Source organism: Myxococcus sp. MISCRS1, assembly GCF_026626605.1.
GTDB lineage: Bacteria > Myxococcota > Myxococcia > Myxococcales > Myxococcaceae > Myxococcus > Myxococcus fulvus.
The window spans coordinates 51,118-69,846 of record NZ_JAPNKB010000001.1; the positions used below are offsets into that span (position 1 = coordinate 51,118).

At 70.6% G+C, this 18,729-nt stretch carries 7 protein-coding genes; 6 read left to right on the forward strand and 1 reads right to left on the reverse strand.

Going from position 1 to position 18,729, the window contains the following annotated elements:
• Positions 1-5: 5 nt before the first annotated feature.
• The gene (locus OWM54_RS00220) at positions 6-1,280 is read right to left on the reverse strand and encodes an FAD-binding oxidoreductase (RefSeq protein WP_267696280.1); all 1,275 of its coding nucleotides are present in this window, start codon (positions 1,278-1,280) and stop codon (positions 6-8) included.
• Positions 1,281-1,478: 198 nt separating this feature from the next.
• Between OWM54_RS00220 and OWM54_RS00225 the strand changes: the two genes are divergently transcribed.
• Genes OWM54_RS00225 through OWM54_RS00250 form a run of 6 tightly spaced genes read left to right on the forward strand, consistent with a single transcriptional unit; the run spans position 1,479 to position 18,724 of the window.
• The gene (locus tag OWM54_RS00225; protein WP_223748738.1) at positions 1,479-1,952 is read left to right on the forward strand and encodes a hypothetical protein; all 474 of its coding nucleotides are present in this window, start codon (positions 1,479-1,481) and stop codon (positions 1,950-1,952) included.
• Positions 1,953-1,966: 14 nt separating this feature from the next.
• The gene (locus tag OWM54_RS00230) at positions 1,967-3,841 is read left to right on the forward strand and encodes an alpha/beta fold hydrolase (protein WP_267696281.1); all 1,875 of its coding nucleotides are present in this window, start codon (positions 1,967-1,969) and stop codon (positions 3,839-3,841) included.
• Positions 3,838-7,173, forward strand: coding sequence for an amino acid adenylation domain-containing protein (locus OWM54_RS00235; protein WP_267696282.1), 3,336 nt, complete (start codon positions 3,838-3,840; stop codon positions 7,171-7,173). Before OWM54_RS00230 ends, OWM54_RS00235 begins: the two co-directional genes overlap by 4 nt.
• Before the next feature lie 27 nt (positions 7,174-7,200).
• A complete protein-coding gene (locus tag OWM54_RS00240) occupies positions 7,201-10,509 on the forward strand; it encodes an amino acid adenylation domain-containing protein (RefSeq protein WP_267696283.1) in 3,309 nt (1,102 codons plus the stop codon).
• Positions 10,506-17,111: a non-ribosomal peptide synthetase gene (locus tag OWM54_RS00245; protein ID WP_267696284.1), complete on the forward strand. Its 6,606-nt coding sequence runs from the start codon at positions 10,506-10,508 to the stop codon at positions 17,109-17,111. The genes OWM54_RS00240 and OWM54_RS00245 overlap by 4 nt, the downstream gene beginning before the upstream one ends.
• A complete protein-coding gene (locus OWM54_RS00250) occupies positions 17,108-18,724 on the forward strand; it encodes an AMP-binding protein (protein WP_223748743.1) in 1,617 nt (538 codons plus the stop codon). Before OWM54_RS00245 ends, OWM54_RS00250 begins: the two co-directional genes overlap by 4 nt.
• Positions 18,725-18,729 lie beyond the last annotated feature (5 nt).

The following is an 18,729-nucleotide window of genomic DNA, read 5'->3' on the forward strand; positions in this document are numbered from 1 at the left end:
CCCGCTCACTCCGGGCGGTGGACTTCGAACACCTTGCCCGGATTGAGGATGCCATGCGGGTCCAGGGCCTGCTTGAGCACGCGCATCACGGCCAGCTCGGCCTCGCTCCGCGAGCGCCACAGGTGCCCCTTCTTGAGCAGCCCGATTCCGTGCTCCGCGGAGACCGAGCTCGTCTGCCGCTCCAGCGTCCCATAGACGATGTCGTCGACATCGCCGTGCGCGTCCGAGCCTCCCGCGCCGATGGACAGGTGCAGGTTCCCATCCGCGAGGTGTCCGAAGACATGGCAGTGGTGCGCGGCGCCGAAGCGCTCCGCGAGCCGCGCCTTCACCCGCGCGACATAGTCCTCCATCGCGTCGAGGGGCAGGCTGACGTCGTAGGAGAAGACGGGGCCGGTGCGCTTGAGCGGGTCCAGCTCCTCGCGCAGGCTCCACATCTCGCGGCGCTGCGCGGCGCTGGTGGCCACCGCCGAGTGGGCGAGGAGCCCCTGCGACTCCGCCTGGGCCAGGGCCGACAGCAGCGTCTCGCCGCCCTCCTCCGCCCGGGGCCCCATCGTCTCCACCAGCACGTAGTACTCACACCCCGCGGGGAGGATGGGCCGGCCGCGCGAGGGAGGCGTGGTCATCAAGTCGTAGAACGAGCGCCACATCACCTCGAACGAGGTGAGCTCGCCCTGGAGGCCCGCCTCCATCACCCCGAGGAAGCGGGCCAGGCGCTCGAAGCCGTCCACCGCCACCAGCGCCGTGTGGTGCCCCCGGGGCAGCGGCCGCAGCCGCAGCACCACGCGCGTCACCAGGCCCAGCGTGCCCTCCGAGCCGATGAACAGGTGCTTCAGGTCATAGCCCGCGTTGTTCTTGAGCATCTTCCCGCGCGAGTCCACCACGGTGCCGTCAGCCAGCACCGCCTCCAGGCCCAGCACCGCCTCCCGCATCATCCCGAAGCGCAGCACGCGCGTGCCGCCCGCGTTCGTGGCCACGGTGCCTCCCACGGTGGCGCTGCCGCGAGCCCCCAGGTCCACGGGCACCATCAACCCCACCTCCTCCGCCGCCTCCTGCGCCGCCTGCAACGGCACTCCGGCCTGCGCCGTCAGGCAGCGATTGAGGACATCCACCTCCTCGATGCGCCGCATCCGGTCGAACGCGAGCGCCACCTCCTCCGCCCCGCACACGGCGCCGTGCACCAGCCCCGTCAGCCCCCCCTGCGCGACCACGGGCCGACGGGCCTGATGACACAGCGCGAGCACCCGGCTCACGTCCTCGGTGTCACGGGGCAGCAACAGCACGGATGACCGGCTCCCCGGCGCCATCCGCCGGGTGGCATCCACCCCCGTCAAGACAGACTCCGGTCCGATGGACTGCCGCAACCGAGCAATCAATGACTCCATGGCTGCTCTCTCCAAAAGAAGACACTCCGCCCCGGGCGACGCATTGACCGTGACAACCCTTTACAATAGCATCCTCCAACTTTCCGGGAGGGACTCATGGCGAATGGGCGGCCTGGGGCTTCCGCGGACTCCGTCTACAAGCAATTGGAGTCCGCCTACAACGCATTCATGCTCGAACTGGGAGGGTCCTCGAACGAGGCCCAGCGGCGGGTCTTCATGGCCGCGCAGCAACCCTGGGACGGTGGCAAGGATTACGCCACGGCCCACGCGGAGCATCGCCAGCGGATCGACGACGCCTGGAAGGACGTCGACCTCACCCAGCGTTATCTGAATGCATTGAAGGATTACAAATCCGCGGTCGAGAAGGTCATGGCCAACACGGATGTCCATGCCCTGGACTCGATTGCGCTGATGGCCTGGTCGCAGACCTTTCATCACATCGCCATGTATGGCTATTGGCTGAACGACCCGGGGGTGCTGGGGAAGAGCGACACGCCCTCGGGAGGTGCTGAGCGCATCGAGCCGGATCCCAGCAGGAAGCCCACGCCGCCCCCCGCTCCCCCGAAGTAGCCCGAGCGCGCTCCGTGAGCCGCACGGTGCTGATGTTCGGAGTGGAGAGCCTCCTCGGCAGCCACCTGGTGGCGGACGCGTTGTTGTCGCCCCGGGAGCCGGGAGAGCTCGTTCATTGTGGGGTGTCGAGCCCGCCGCTCCAGGGAGCCCGCACGGGGCCCCTGGAGGCCATCCGTCACGCCGCGAGACACCTCGCGCCGACGATGTCGGAGGGCGTCCGCGAGGAGCTGCTGGCCGCGCGCCTGCGCTGGGTCGTTCCAGGGGCGTGGGAGGCGCCGGTGGACGAGCTGTGGTGTCTGTCGTCGGCGGCCCTGGAGGTGTTGCCGCGCTCGCGCATCGGCGAGCTGAACCTGGTGAGCCAACCCTCCGTGTCGACGGAGGAGCTGGAGCGTCAGCTCGCAGGGCGGTGCGGGGCACGGGACATCCCCTGGCGGCTGTTCCGCCCGGGGCTCCTGCTGGGCGTGCCCTCCGAGGAAGGCACGGGCTGGAGTGAAGGGCTGCTGCCGCTGCTCTCGGCCCTGCACACGCTGAAGCACGAGGTCGAGGAGCGTGCCCCCGGGTACTTCGACCACCACGCGCTGCGGGTGCGCGCCCCCATCGACGCGCAACCGAGCGTCCTGCCGGTCCACCACGCCGTGAAGCTGTCGCGCGGACTGGCGAGCCGTCCCGACACCCGAGGCCGCGTCCTCGACCTCGTCGCGCCCGTGCCCCTTCCCTTCGCGGAGCTCTGCGAGCACCTGGGCCTGGAGTATGGGCTGAGCCTGCTCGCCGTCGGTCCGCATGAATCCCTGGCGCCCGTGGACCGGCTGTTCCAGCTGCGGCTCCGGGACTTCGAGCGACACCTGCACGTGTCACCACCTCGGGGCTCCGAGGAGCTCTACGCCTTCGCGGGCGTGGAGCCGCGAGCGCTGACGATGGAGCCCAGGGCCTGGCGCTCGATGTTCCGCGCCGTGAGGAAGGCCCAGGACGTGGCCCACGCGGAGCGGCGGCGGCGGGTCGACACGCTCTGGTTCTCGCTGCGACGCTCGACAGTGGCCGTCGGTGGCGACTCGGAGCTGACGTGCCTCTCCGGAGGCATGGGGGAGCCCCCGGTGGTCATCCTCAATGCGCTGGGACAGGGCCTGCGCTACTGGGCGCGGCTGGTGGAGCGTCTGCTCTCCAAGGGACGCCGCGTCCTGCTCTGGGAGCCACGGGAAGCGACGCGCCCTCTGCTCCTCGAGGACCAGGTGAAGGACCTGGAGGCGGTGCTCAACGCGGAGGGTGTCTCCCGCTGCCACCTGGTGGGCTGGTGCACCGGCGCCTCGGTGGCGGTGGAGTTCAGCCTCCGGCACCCGGACGCCGTCGTCTCGTCGGTGTTCCTCAATCCGTCGTTCAAGTGCGACGGCGGCCCGAAGGAGCTGGACACCGACTACGAGGAGACGCTGGAGCCGCTGTTCCGGATGCTCGACCGGCGCCCTGCGATGGTGTCCTCGGTAATGAACTCCCTGCGGACCCGCGCGAGTGCGCACCCGCCCGACTCCACCGAGGTCCTCACCCGGATGAACCGGGACCTCGAGACGGAGGTGCTGGCGCCGTTCCGGACGGAGGCGTCGACGCTCGACTACGCCCGGCAGCTCATCGACTTCTGGGCCTATGACGTCCGGGCCCGGGCCCGGGAGGTCCGCGCGCCCGTGCTGCTGTTGGGAGGTGAGCTGGACCGGGTGGCCTCGTCCGCGGCGGCCTGTGAAGTGGCTCGGCGCTTTGCCGACGGACGCTACCTGGAGGTCCACGCCGGGACGCACTACTGCCTCTATGACCGGCCCGCGCTCGTGGCCGAGGTGATGGAGCGGTTCTTCGAGGACCCGCGCCAGGTGGATGGCCTGTCCGGAGAAGTGGAGCACGTGAGATGAGCCAGCGCGTCGGCGAGCGCATCGCCAACCTCTCGCCCGAGAAACGCGCCCTGCTGGAGCGTCGCCTGCTCAGGCCCACCGCCGCGCCGGACCGCATCCCGAGGCGACCCGGGGACTCCGGCCCACCCCCGCTGTCCTTCGCGCAGCAGCGGCTGTGGTTCCTGGAGCAGTTGGAGCCGGGCAATCCGTTCTACAACCTGCCGCTCGCCACGCGCTTCCGGGGCCTGCTCTGGCCCTCCAGGCTGGAGGAGGCGCTGAGCGAGGTGGTGCGCCGTCACGAGGTGCTCCGGACCACGTTCGTCCTCCAGGACGGGGAGCCGACCCAGCGCGTGGCGGCGCACCGCGCGCTCACGTTGCCGGTGGTCGACCTGAGCGAGCTTCCCCCCGAGCAGCGAGAAGCGGAGGCCGCGCGACGCACCGCCATCGAGGCCCACCGCCCCTTCCGCCTGACCGAGGAGCCACCGCTGCGCGCCACCCTCTTCCGACTGGCCGAGGACGACCACGTGCTGGTGCTGGGCATGCACCACATCGTCTCGGATGGCTGGTCGATGGGCGTGCTCGCGCGCGAGGTCTCCGCGCTGTATGCCGCGTTCAGCGCCGGCCAGCCATCACCGCTCCCGGAGCTTCCCATCCAGTACGCGGACTTCGCGGTGTGGCAGCGCGACTGGCTGCGCGGCGACGTGCTGCGACGGCACCTCTCCTACTGGAAGCAGCGGCTTGCGGGGATGCCCACCCTGCTGGACCTGCCCACGGACCGGCCGCGCCCTCCGGTGCAGGTGTTCCGAGGCGCCACGTACACCTTCCCGATTCAAGCCTCCACGGTGGAGGGGCTTCGCGCCGTGGGCCGCGAGCTCAACGCCACGCTCTTCATGACGCTGCTGGCGGCGGTGGATGTGCTGCTCCAGCGCTACAGCCGACAGACGGACGTGGTGGTGGGCGCGCCCATCGCCAATCGGACCCGGGTGGAGACGGAGGGGTTGATCGGCTTCTTCGTCAACACGCTGGTCCTGCGCGCGGACCTGTCGGGGGACCCGACCTTCCGTGAGCTGGTGGCCCGCGTACGGGACGTGACGCTGGAGGCCTTCGCGCATCAGGAGCTCCCCTTCGACCGCCTGGTGGAGGAGCTCCAGCCCGAGCGCAACCTGTCCCACAACCCGCTCTTCCAGGTGATGTTCATCCTGCAGAACGCGCAGGCGAACCTGGAGGCGAGCACCCGCTTCGCCGCGCCGCAGTTCAGCGCCGGGACGTCGAAGTTCGACCTCACCGTGTGCGCCATGGAGACGACGGACGGCGGGCTGCTCATGGCCCTGGAGTACAACACCAGCCTGTTCGACGCGCCCACCCTGGTGAGCCTCGCGGAGAACCTCCAGGCCCTCCTGGCGAGCGCGGCGTCCCATCCGGAGCGGAGCATCTCGCGGCTCTCGATGAGCCCGCATGGCGAGGCACACGACGTCCCGCGCGACGAAGGCGACGCGCCGGACTTCGAGCTGCTCCATCAGCTCTGTGAGCGACAGGCGAGGCTCCGCCCGGAGGCGCTCGCGCTGGAGTCCCCTGGACGCACGCTGACGTATGGCCAGCTCAATGCACGGTCGAACCAGCTGGCGCGACGCCTGCGTGCGCTGGGCGTTGGCCCGGAGGTCCCCGTGAGCGTGTGCCTGGAGCGCTCACCGGACCTGGTCGTCGTCGTGCTGGCCCTCTGGAAGGCCGGGGGTGTCTACGTCCCGCTGGACCCGGCACATCCCCAGGACCGCATGGCGTATGTGCTGGAGGACTCGGGAGCGCGGCTCCTCGTGACGGAGGAGGCGCTGTGCGAGCGGTTGCCTCCCTTCCCGGGAACACGGCTCACGGTGGACACGCTCTGGGGCGCGCTGGAGGAGGAGGACCCGAGCGACCTGCGTCCCCAGGCCACACCGGACAACCTGGCGTATGTCATCTACACCTCCGGCTCCACGGGGCGGCCCAAGGGCGTGGCGGTGGCCCACCGCACCGTGTGCAACGCGGCCGAGGCCGAGCAGCGCCTCTTCGATCTGCCGCCCTCGGCCCGCATCCTCCAGTTCTCCGCGTGGACCTTCGATGTCTCGCTGTTCGAGCTGCTGATGGCGCTGCGCTCGGGTGGGACGCTCTATCTGGCGCCGACGAAGGCGCTGCTGCCTGGAGCCCCGCTGTTGGAGCTGCTGAAGGAGCAGCGCATCCACGCTGTCACGCTGCCCCCTTCCTCGCTGGCGGCGCTGCCCTGGGCGGAGCTTCCCGAGCTGCGGATGATGGTGGTGGGCGGAGAGGCCTGTCCCCTGGAGCTGGTGACGCGCTGGGGGCGCGGACGGCGACTGTTCAACGTCTACGGTCCCACCGAGGGCTCCATCTGGAGCACCTGCGCGCTGTGCCCCGAGGACCTCCAGGTCACGCCGCCCATCGGCAGGTCACTGCCTCGGGTCCGCACGTATGTCCTGGACGCGAACCTGGAGCCCGTCCCGTTCGGCGTCCCGGGTGAGCTGTACCTGGGGGGCGCGTGTGTCTCGCGCGGCTATCACCGACGGCCGGACCTCACCGGGGAGCGCTTCCTGCCGGACCCCTTCTCCACCGAGCCCGGCGCGCGCATGTACCGCACCGGCGACGTGGTGCGCCGTCAGCGCGAGGGCGACCTGTGCTTCGTGGGACGCGCGGACGAGATGGTGAAGGTCCGCGGCTACCGGATTGAGCCCGCGGAGGTCGAAGCGGCCCTGTTGAGCCGACCCGAGGTGCAGGCCGCCGCGGTGGTGGCCGAGCGCACCGGCACCGATGGCGCGCGCCTGCTCGCATATGTCGTCCCCAAGGAGGGGCAGACGGTCGACCCGGCGAACCTGCGGGGAGCGCTCCGGCGAGCGCTGCCGGAGTACATGGTCCCCGCCGCGTTCATTCCGCTGGAGTCACTGCCCAGGACCTCGCACGGGAAGCTGGACCGCCGTGCGCTTCCAGCCGTGAGTCGGGATGCGCTCGCCCGCGCACGCGCGGAGCCGGTTGCGCCCCGCACCGCCACCGAGGCCCTGGTGGCGCGCGTGTGGGGCGAGGTCCTGGAGCTTCAGCGCGTCGGCGTGCTCGATGACTTCTTCGACCTGGGCGGCCACTCGTTGCTGGCCACCCGCATCGTGTCCCGGCTGTCCGCCGCGGCCGGGGTGGAGCTCCCGCTGCGCACCCTCTTCGAGCGGCCCACGGTGGCCGCGCTGGCGCAGGCGCTCGACACCTCGCGAGACAGCGGCGCGAAGTCCACCGAGCCGGCCCTCCTGCCGCTCGACAGGCAGGCACGACGCATCCCCATCCCCGTCGTCGGAAAGGACGCGCCCACCTCGGGGGTGTGAGCACCCACGAGCCGCGTGACGCCCACCATGGCCTCATCACCCGCGGTCCCCGAGCTTCGCGAGGCCTTCGTCTTCCCCGCCTCATACGCCCAGCGCCGCCTGTGGTTCCTCCACCAGTTTGAGTCCGCGAGCCCCGTCTACAACATCCCCTCACCCCTCCGACTGGGCTTCGCGCTGAACGTGGAGGCCCTGCGCAAGAGCCTCGACGAGCTGGTCCGCCGCCACGAATCGCTGCGGACCACCTTCACGGCCGTCGACGGCGAGCCCATGCAGGTGGTGGCGCCCTCGCGACAGGTGACGCTGGACCTCACCGACTTGCGCTCGATGCCCGCCGCGCAGCGCGAAGCGGAGGCGCAACGCCTGGCGGCGCTCGATGCCCTGCGCCCGTTCTCCCTCGCCGAGGGTCCGCTGCTGCGCGTCTCGCTGGTGACGCTGGCGGAGGCAGACCACGTGCTGCTCGTGACGATGCACCACATCGTCTCGGACGGCTGGTCCATGGGCGTCTTCCTGCGGGAGCTGGGGGCGCTCTACAACGCGTTCAGCGCGGGCTGGCCCTCGCCCCTGCCGGAGCCGCGGCTCCAGTATGCGGACTACTCCCATTGGCAGCGGGAGCTGCTCCGCGGCGACGTCTACACCCGGCACCTCGAGTATTGGAGGACGCAGCTCGCGGGGGCGCCGCCTCGGCTGGAGCTTCCGACGGACAGGGTGCGTCCGTTGATGCAGGCCCACCGCGGCGCGGGGCACCTGGTGACGCTGGACGCGGACCTCCATGACGGGCTCCGGGCCCTGGGCCAGCGCGCCGGGGCCACGCCGTTCATGGTGATGCTCGCGGCCTTCGATGTCCTCCTGTACCGCGCCACCGGACAGGAGGACCTGGTCGTCGGCACGCCCATCGCCAATCGGGGACGACCCGAGCTGGAGGGGTTGATCGGCTTCTTCGTCAACACGCTGGTGCTGCGGACCCAGCTCTCGGGCGCGCTCGGCTTCCAGGACGTCCTGGCGCGCGTCCGCGAGGTGACGCTGGGCGCCTACGCCCACCAGGACATTCCCTTCGAGAAGCTGGTCGAGGAGCTGCAACCCGAGCGCAACCTGGGCAGCAACCCGCTGTTCCAGGTGATGTTCTCGTTCCAGAGCGCGGAGCGTCCCCAGGGCAGCGCATCTCCCGGTGGACCGGAAGCACCTCGGGTACCGACCACGACCTCCAAGTTCGACCTGACGCTGTCGGTGGCGGAGGCGCCGCGCGGGGGGGCGTTCGCGCTGTTCGAGTACGACACGGAGCTGTTCGAGCCGGAGACGGTGACGCGGATGGGCTCGCACTTCCTCGCCCTGCTCCACGCCATCGTCCTTGCGCCGGCGCAACCCATCTCGAGGCTTCCCCTCCTGGGCGACGAGGAGCGGCGGCGGCTGTTGGTGGAGTGGAACGACACCACCGTGTCCCGGGAGGAGCCGGGGTTCCTCCACCGCGTCATCGTGGCGCAGGCCGCGCGGACACCGGAGGCGGTGGCGATCATGGCCGGGCTGGAGCGGGTGACGTACCGGGAGCTCGTGTCCCGCGCGAACCAGCTCGCGCGCTTCCTCGGGCGTCACGGCGTGGGGCCGGAGGTCCGGGTGGGCGTGTGCATGGAGCGTTCGCCGGAGCTGCTCGTCGCGCTGCTGGGCATCCTGCAGGCAGGTGGCGCGTATGTGCCGCTGGACCCGGAGTATCCCTCGGAACGACTGGCCTTCATGCTGGAGGACTCCGCGCCCGCGGTGCTCATCACCCAGGCGAGCCTCGCGTCGACGCTGCCCGGGACGCGTGCCCGCGTGCTCCGCCTGGACACGGAGTGGGCGGAGGTGGCTCGCGAACAGGACGGCGACCCTGCGCTGCCCGTGCACCCCGCGCAGCTCGCGTATGTCATCTACACCTCCGGCTCCACCGGGCGCCCCAAGGGCGCGATGAACTCCCATGCGGGCATCGCCAACCGCCTGGCCTGGATGCGCCAGACGTACCGGTTGGATGGGCGCGACAGGATGCTCCACAAGACGCCGACCAGCTTCGACGTGTCGATCACCGAGCTGTTCTGGCCTCTGATGACGGGCGCCACCGTGGTCATCGCGAAGCCCGGAGGACACCGCGACCCGGGTTACCTCATCGACCTGATGGCCGCTGAACGGGTGACCGCCGCGCACTTCGTCCCGTCGATGCTGCGCGTCCTGCTGGAGCACCGGGGTGTCGAGCGCTGCGAAACCCTGCGGCAGGTCATCATCAGCGGAGAGGCCGTCACGCCCGACCTGGAGGCGCGCTTCCACGCACGCTTCCGGGCGGAGCTGCACAACCTCTACGGCCCCACCGAAGCAGCGGTGGAGGTGTCCGCGTGGACGTGCCCCCCGAATGGCAGTGGTGGTCGGGTGCCCATCGGCAAGCCCATCCACAACACCCGGTTGTTCATCCTGGACGCGACGCTGGGGCCCGTTCCTGTCGGTCTGCCGGGGGAGCTGTTCATCGGCGGCATCGGCGTGGGACGCGGCTACCTCGGGCGCCCCGAGCTGACCGCGGAGCGCTTCATCCCGGACCCGTTCAGCACCGAGCCCGGACAGCGGCTGTATCGCACCGGTGACCGCGCGCGCTTCCGGGCGGATGGGAACATCGACTTCTTCGGGCGACTGGATGACCAGGAGAAGATTCGAGGGTTCCGCATCGAGCTGGGCGAGGTGGAGGCGGCGCTGCGCTCGCATCCTCGCGTGCGCCACGCGGTGGTGATGGCTCGCGAGGTGACGCCGGGCGACAAGCGGCTGGTGGCCTATGTGGTGAGCGGCCCCGGGGAGGACCAGCCCGGCGCGCTGCGACGCCACCTGTCGCGCACCTTGCCCGAGCACATGGTGCCCACCGCCTTCGTGGCGCTGGAGGCCTTGCCGCTGCTGCCCAACGGCAAGCTGGACCGACGCGCGCTGCCGCTCCCTGGAGAGCTCGATACGGCGACGAGGACGGCCTATGTGGCGCCGCGTGGCGCGGTGGAGGAGAAGCTGGCGCACGTGTTCGCCGAGCTGCTCGGCCGCGCGCGCGTCGGGGTCCACGACAACTTCTTCGAGCTGGGGGGACACTCCCTCCTGGCGACGCGCGTGGTGTCGCGCATCCATGACGCCTACGGGGTGGAGGTGCCGCTGCGCCGGCTCTTCGAGACGCCCACCGTGGAGGCGCTCGCGAAGGTGGTGGCGGAACAGGGGGCGACGCCGGTGGCCTCGGCCATTCCCAAGCTGGAGCGGGACACGGAGCTGGCGGACGTCGCCCACCTCTCGGACGCGGAGGTGTCGGCGATGTTGGAGGAGCTGGCCGCGCGCGGGGAGCTGGCGAAATGAGCGCTCCCGCCCTCGCCCAGCTCTCGCCGGATGAGCGCAGAGCCCTGTTGGCGCGGACCCTGCGGGACAAGGGCACGCGCCCCGAGCCTCCGCTCTCCTATGCGCAGGCGCGGCTGTGGTTCCTGGACCGTTTCCAGCCTGGAAACCCGACGTACAACCTTCCGGCGGTGACCCGGCTGACGGGGCCCATCGACCTGGCGGTGCTGCAACGCTGTCTCGATGCGCTCGTGCAGCGCCATGAATCCCTGCGCACCCTCTTCGCCCTGGTGCGCGGCGAGCCGGTGCAGCGGGTCCTGCCTTCGCTGGAGCTGAAGCTGTCCGCGGTGCGCCCTTCTGGCGAGGACGAGGCCACGCGCGCGGTGGAGGCGCAGCGACTGGCCATGGAGGAGTGTCGGCGACCGTTCGATCTGGAGCGCGGGCCGCTGCTCCGGATGACGCTCTACTCGTCGAGCGACACCGAGCACCTGCTCGTGCTGGTGCTGCATCACATCATCGCGGATGGCTGGTCGATGCGGGTGTTGTTCGACGAGCTGGCGCGGCTGTATGAGGCCTTCTCGGCGGGACGTCCCTCGCCGCTCCCGGCGCTGCCGCTCCAGTACGTGGACTTCGCGGCGTGGCAGCGGAAGACGCTGCGCGGAGAGGTGCTGGAGGGGCACCTGGCGTACTGGCGGAAGCAGCTCGCGTCGGTGCCAGGTCTGCTGGCGCTGCCGACCCATGGACCGCGTCCCCGGGTGGTGGGTCAGCGGGGTGGCCATCACGTCTTCTCGCTCGAGCCCGCGCTGATGGAGCGGTTGGGGGTGTTGGGTCGGAGGGAGGGGGCGACGAGCTTCATGTTGCTGCTGTCCGCCTTCGCCACCCTCCTCCATCGGCTCAGTGGTGAGACGGACGTGTGCATCGGCACGCCCATCGCGAACCGGATGCGTCCGGAGCTGGAGGGACTGGTCGGCTTCTTCGCCAACACGCTGGTGCTGCGCGCCGACCTCTCGGGGACGCCGAGCTTCCGGCAGCTCCTGGGGCGGGTCCGGGAGATGACGCTGGGGGCGTTCGCGCATCAGGACCTGCCCTTCGAGAAGCTCGTCGAGGAGCTCCGCCCCGAGCGCAACCTGGGTCACAACCCGTTGTTCCAGGTGATGTTCGTCCTGCAGAACACGGGGCCTCGTGATGCGAGCCGGGCACCGGCATCCGACACGCCGCCGTTGTATTCGAGCGGCACGGCCAAGTTCGACCTGACCCTCTGCGTGACGGAGGCGGAGGCCGGGGCTCACGCGTTCTTCGAGTACAACCTGGACCTGTTCGAGGGCGAGATGATCGCCCGCCTCGCGAGTTGCTTCCACGCGCTGCTGTGGGGCATCGCGGAGGAACCGGACCGGACGACGGCGTCGTTGCCGCTGCTGGACGCCGAGGCGCGGCGACGAGTCGAGGCAGCGCAGCCGTTGCCGGAGGTGCCGGTCCGGTCGAGCGTCGAACGTGTTCACGAGCAGGTGTCCGCGAGAGCGATGAGCCACCCGGAGGCCGTCGCGGTCCAGACCGGTGAGGACGCGCTGAGCTACGGCGAGCTGGTCCACCGCGCGGACCTGGTGGCCCGAGCGCTGCGGACACAGGGAGTCTCGCCGGGAATGTTGGTGGGGCTCTTCGTGGAGCCATCGCCGGAGCTGGTGGTGGCCCATCTCGGTGTGCTGTGCGCAGGAGGAGCGTTCATCCCGCTCGACACGAGCGAGCCCGCGTCTCGACTGGCCGCCACCGTGGAGGCGCTGCGCCCGTCGCACATCCTCTGCCAGCAACATCAGGCCGCACGGCTGCAGGGGCTCCCTGGACAGCACATCCTCCTGGAGCATTGCCTGAGCGCTGATGCGCCCCCCACCGGTGACATGGCACCTCTCGCGGCTGGGACGCGCTCCGCTGGATTCGCACCAGCGAAAGAAGACGATCCCATCCCTACGATTCGCGACGGGTTCGCTCGCGCCCTGCCACGTCCAGGCCCCGCGGCCCCACCGCTGGGTGCTGGCTCTCTTGAAGCGACAACGCTCGATGGGCTTGCCTGCGTCCTGCCTCGTCCAGGTCCCGAGGGCCGGCCGCTGGGCGTGGTGATGAGCCACGCGGCCCTCGCGGCGGCATGTCGACTGCCTGACCTGAGGCTGAGCCCCGACGATTGCCTCTCCTTCCCCGAAGGGACGTGGGACGAAGCCGCGCCCTTCTTCCTGTTGGGCGCGCTCGCCGCCGGTGCCCGGCTCGCGCCTCTGTCAGGCGGGCGAAGCCTGACTCCGCGCAAGCTGGCCATGCATCTGCGCGAGCACTCGGTCTCCGTCATCGCGTTGACCACGCCCATGCTCGTGAAGCTGGGCCGTGAGTTCCCCTGGTCCCTCCGCTCCCTTCGACTCGTGTTGTGGACCGGCGGCCCCGACGAGGAGGCCCTGCTGACGAGCTCGCTTCCTCCCGACGTCCTCAGTCGCGTCCTCCACGTGTACGGCTGGACAGAAGTCGGCGGAATCGCCGCGCTCCGTCCCGTGGCAGCGCCCTCTCCTTCCGAGCGCCCCGTCACCCGAATCGGTACACCCGTGGCGGGCATCACCCTGCACCTGCTCGACGAAGCCCTGTCTCCCGTTCCCTCGGGCTTCGTCGGGGACCTGTACGTCTCGGGTGAGCATCTCGCCTCCGGATATCTCTCCTCACCCGAGCGCACCTTCCCCCGCGACAACCTGGTGCGAACGGGAGACCTCGTGCGTCGCTTGCCCGACGGAGGGCTCGAGTGGGTGGGTCGACGTGATGGGCGACACCTGCATCGCGGAACACGCCTCGAACTGGGCGAAGTCGAACAGGCCCTGCGTGCGCATCCCCAGGTGACGGAAGCCACGGTCGTCATCCGGCCGGGCTCGCAGTTGGTGGCCGCCGTGGTCGCCCCGTCCTCCGAACGCGAAGCCCTCCGACAACACCTCGAGGACCGACTCCCCGACTCCGCCCTGCCCGACTCCTTCCTCTTCCTGGACGCACTGCCACGTGCCCCCACAGAGGAGCACGCACGCCGAGCCCTGCTGATCGAGCTCGAACGTCGAGACACCGCCGGTGCCTCGGCGGCGCCCTACGCGGCACCGCGAGCCCCCGTGGAGGAAACTCTCGCCCGCATCTGGGCCCAGGCCTTCAGCCTGGAGCGCGTGGGCATCCACGACGACTTCTTCCGCCTGGGTGGGCACTCCCTGCTCGCGACCCAGGTGGTCGCACGCGCGTGCGATGCGTTCGGCGTGGACCTGCCCCTGCGTCAGCTCTTCGAGGCGCCCACCATCGCGCAGCTCGCGCGAACCATCGAGCGACTCGGCCACGACTCCGGCCGTCCTCCCCCCATCCGCCCCGCGCCCAGGGACCGCCCGCTCCCGCTCTCCTTCGCGCAGCAGCGCCTCTGGTTCCTCGACCAGTTCGAACCCAACAGCGCCTTCTACAACATCCCCACCTCCTTCCGGATTCGGGCCCCCCTCGACGTGGCCGCGCTCCAGGGGAGCCTGAACGCCCTCGTGCTCCGGCACGAGTCGCTCCGCACCACGTTCACCGTGATGGACCAACAACCGGTCCAGGTCATCGCGCCCCCAGGCAGTGTCGCCCTGCCAGTCGTCGACCTGCGCGCCTGGCCCGAGGCCACGCGAGAACACGAGGCCCAACGACTCGCCGCCCTCGAAGCGCAGCATCCCTTCGACCTCTCACGCGGCCCGCTGCTGCGCGCCCGGCTCCTGCACCTCGCGGACAACGACTACGTCCTGCTCCTCACCGTGCACCACATCGTGGCCGATGCCTGGTCGGCCGACGTGCTCTTCCGTGAGCTGAGCGTCCTCTACGAAGCGGGCCGGACGGGCACACCCGCATCGCTGCCTCCGCTGGAGCTCCAGTACGCGGACTTCGCGGCCTGGCAGCGACAGTGGCTGACGGGCTCCGTGCTCGAACGTCAGCTCGCCTATTGGAAGGAGCACCTGCGCGGCGCGCCGCCCGTGGTGTCGCTGCCCACGGACAGGGCGCGTCCTCCGGTCCAGGTCTTCCGAGGCGGCCTCCATCCCTTCACCCTGCCCTCCACGGCCCTGCTGCGCTTCTGCCAGGCCGAGGGCTGCACGTTGTTCATGGGGCTGCTCGCGGCGTTCAACCTGCTGCTCCACCGCTACTCGGGGCAGGACGACCTGGTGGTCGGCTCCCCCATCGCGAACCGGGTGCGTCCCGAGCTGGAGGGGATGATCGGCTTCTTCGCCAACACGCTCCCCATGCGAACCCGCGTCACCGGCGAGGAGAGCTTCCGGCAACTGCTCGCACGCGTCCGCGAGGTGTCGCTCGGCGCCTACGCGCACCAGCACCTGCCCTTCGAGAAGCTGGTCGAGGAGCTGAACCCCGGACGCAACCTCGCGTACAACCCGCTGTTCCAGGTGATGCTCGCCCTGCAGAACACGGGGCGACCCTTGTCCGCGGAGGGCGCGAGACTGGCCTCCGGTGCCCCCGCGATGGGCACGGGCACCGCCAAGTTCGACCTCATCCTGTTCGTCGCGGAGACCTCGGAGTCCCTCCAGGCGAGCCTCGAGTACAACTCGGACCTGTTCGACCCGGAGACCATCGCCGGGATGGCGTCCCACCTGCGCAACCTCCTCGCCTCCGCGCTCGCCACACCGGACCTCCCCGTCGCGCGGCTCTCCATGCTGGACCCGGCGGAACAGGCCGCGCTGGCGCGCTGGAATCCGCCCCGTACGCCCGCGCCGGACCTGTGCGTGCACGAGCTGTTCGCGCGGCAGGCCGAGCGCACCCCGGACCTGCGAGCCGTCCTCCTCGGCCCCCGCGCCCTGACCTACCGCGAGCTCGATGAACGCTCGGAGGCCCTGGCCACACGCCTGCGTGGACTCGGCGCCGGGCCTGGGGTCGTCGTCGGAATCTGCCTGGAGCGCTCGCTGGAGATGGTGGTGGCGGTGCTCGCCGTCCTGCGCTCCGGGGCCGCGTACCTGCCCCTGGACCCCGGGTTCCCGAAGGAGCGACTCGCCTTCATGCTCACCGACGCGAAGGTGCCCGTGGTGCTCACCCACCGGGGCACACGCGAGCGGCTCCCCGTCGACCTCGCCCGGCTCATCGACTGCGACGAAGAGGACACCGCCCCGCTCCGCCCCATCGCGCCACGGGCACCACCGTCACCGGACTCGCTGGCGTACGTCATCTTCACCTCCGGCTCCACGGGCACCCCCAAGGGCGTGGCGATGCCGCACCGTCCGCTGGTCAATCTGCTCCACTGGCAGATGGCCCGCTCCCAGCTCCCCCTTGGCGCGAGGACATTGCAGTTCGCGTCCTTGAGCTTCGACGTGTCCTTCCAGGAGCTGTTCTCCACGTGGTGCGCGGGCGGCACGCTGGTCCTCGTCACGGAGGAGCAGCGCAGGGACCCGGAGGTGCTGTGGCGCCTGCTCGCGACCGAGGACATCCACCGCGTCTTCCTCCCCTACGTCGCGCTCCAGCAGCTCGCGGACCGGGCCCGGGAGCTGGGTGGCACCCCCGCCAGCCTGCGCGAGGTCATCACCGCGGGCGAGCAGCTCCAGATCACTCCGTCCATCGCCCACCTGTTCTCGCGCCTCCAGGCCACGCTGCACAACCAATACGGTCCATCGGAGACCCACGTGGTGAGCGAGCTGACGCTGGAAGGGCCTCCCGCGTCGTGGCCCGCGCTCCCCGCCATCGGACGCCCCATCCCCAACGCCACGCTCCACGTGCTGGACCGCTGGGGACAACAGGTCCCCGTGGGAGTCCCAGGTGAGCTGCACCTCGGCGGGATGATGCTCGCGCGCGGATACCTGGGCCGCCCCGTCGCGACGGCGGAGAAGTTCATCCCCGGCCCGCCCGATCCATCCCGGCCCGGCGAGCGCCTGTACCGCACAGGCGACCGAGCACGCTATCTGCGCGACGGCACCGTCCAGTTCCTGGGGCGCGTGGACGAGCAGGTGAAGATTCGCGGCCATCGGGTCGAGCCCGGCGAGGTCGAGGCACGGCTGCGGCAACACCCGGCGGTGAAGGAGGCCGCGGTGACGACCCGGCCCGATGGAGAAGGACGCCCCAGGCTGGTGGCCTTCTTCCAGACGGTGGACGCCCGCGACCTCGCCGCAAGCGAGCTGCGCGCCTGGCTCGGAGCCTCGCTGCCCGAGCACATGGTGCCGTCTGCGTTCGTGCGGATGGACGCCCTGCCTCTCACGCCCACCGGCAAACTCAACCGGCGCGCCCTGCCCGACTCCGACGAGGTCCTGCCCGCGAGCGCGGACCGCTTCGTCGCGCCGAGGACGCCCGTGGAGGAGGCCCTGGCGAAGCTCTGGACGGAGCTGCTGCGAGTCGCGCGCGTGGGCGTCCACGACGACTTCTTCGAGCTGGGAGGCCACTCGCTGCTCGCGACCCGACTGGTGTCCCGCATCCGCGGTGAGCTGGGGACGGAGCTGCCCCTGCGACGCGTGTTCGAGGCGCCCACCGTCGAGCGGCTCGCGGTGGTCATCGTCCAGACCCGTGCGGATGCAGCGAGTGAGGACGAGGTGGCCCTGCTGCTCGCGGAGCTGGAGGCGCTCCCCGCCGAGGAGGCCCAACGACAGTGGGCGGCGCTCCAGGAGGAAGGCCCATGAGCCACGCCCGGAACGAGGAGACGCCGATGGACGCCATCGACGTGCGTCGGATGCTGCCCCGCCTGCTGGAGCATCCCTCGCGCGAGGTCATCACCTTCGAGAAGGGCAAGGTCGTCCGCCGAAGCCACGCGCAGGTGCACGAGGACGTCGTGACGACGAGGGCCGCGCTGGAGCGCTGGGGCATCCGCCCAGGCATGCGCGTGGGCCTCCGGGCACCGAACTGCTACGAGTGGCTGGTCCACGACCTGGCGCTGCTCGAGCTTCGCGCCGTCACCGTCGCGTTCCCCGACGACTTCGCCGCGAGACCTCCCGACGAGCTGCTCGAGCGCTACCAGCTCTCCTTGCTCCTGGTCCCTGGAAGGCAACGGGAGGGACACACGAACGCCGCCCTCGCCGCGCTCGATGGCCCCAACGACGGCGTGCGCGCCATCGAGCGAGGCACCGAGCCACCCCCGGAGGGCTTCGACCAGCCCTGGCTCGTCTTCTCGTCGGGCTCCTCGGGGTGGCTGAAGGGGCTCGTCCTCAACCGCCGGGGGGTCGAGGAGAGCCTGGACGCCTTCGTCCGCGCGGCGAGGACCCGCTCCGATGACTCGATGCTGTTGTTCCTGCCCATCTCCAACTTCCAGCAGCGGCTGATGTACTACGCGGCGTTCTGGTACGGGTTCGACCTCATCGTCACGGAGCCCGTCCACCTGTTCCGCGCGATGAAGGAGCTGCGGCCCACCGCGCTGGTGGCCCCGCCCACGCTCTACGAAGCGATCGAGACCCGCTTCGGCAACCTGCCCCGCTCGAAGCAGCTGCTGGCCCGGGTCCTCGGAGGAATCGCCCGGCGTCTGCCCTCCCGGTCCGCGCGCGACGCCCTGGCCCGGAGGATCTTCCGCGAGGTCCACGAGACGCTCGGTGGACGCATGCGCTTCATGGTGACGGGGATGGCCCCCACCAAGCGCTCCACGCTGGAGCTGCTCGAGCTGATGCGCCTGCCCGTCTTCGAGACCTACGGCGTCACCGAGTGCGGCTCGGTCTCCCTCAACACCGCCGAGGCCCACCGGCTGGGGAGCGTGGGCCGGCTGCTCCCGGGTCCCAAGGTGGAGCTGGCGCCGGATGGGGAGATCATCGTCCACCGCGAGCACATGTACGCGACCGGCTACTTCGAGTGCGCGGACGGAGAGAACGAGAAGACCTTCATCGGCGGCAACCGCGTGGCCACGGGTGACGTGGGGCGCTTCGACGCGGAGGGCTACCTGTACCTGGTGGGCCGCAAGAAGGAGATCATCATCACCTCGGGCGGGGAGAAGGTGCATCCGGAGCTGGTGGAGGCGGAGATCGACCGCTGCCCGGAGGTGGCCAAGTCCGTGGTGTTCGGCGGCGGCACCCTGACGTGCCTGGTCGCGGTGGTGCTCCCCAAGAACCCCGACGACGTGGAGGCGAAGCGCCGCATCGAGCGCCACGTGGAGGAAGTGGGAGGACAGCGGCAGTCGCTGCGCGTGGGGCGCGTGGTGTTCGCGCAGGAGGCCTTCACGCGGGAGAACGGGCTTCTGCGCCCGAATCTGAAGTTGGACCGCAAGCGCATCGGCGACGTCTTCCAGACCCAGCTCGACCGCGCCGCGAGCTGAGCACC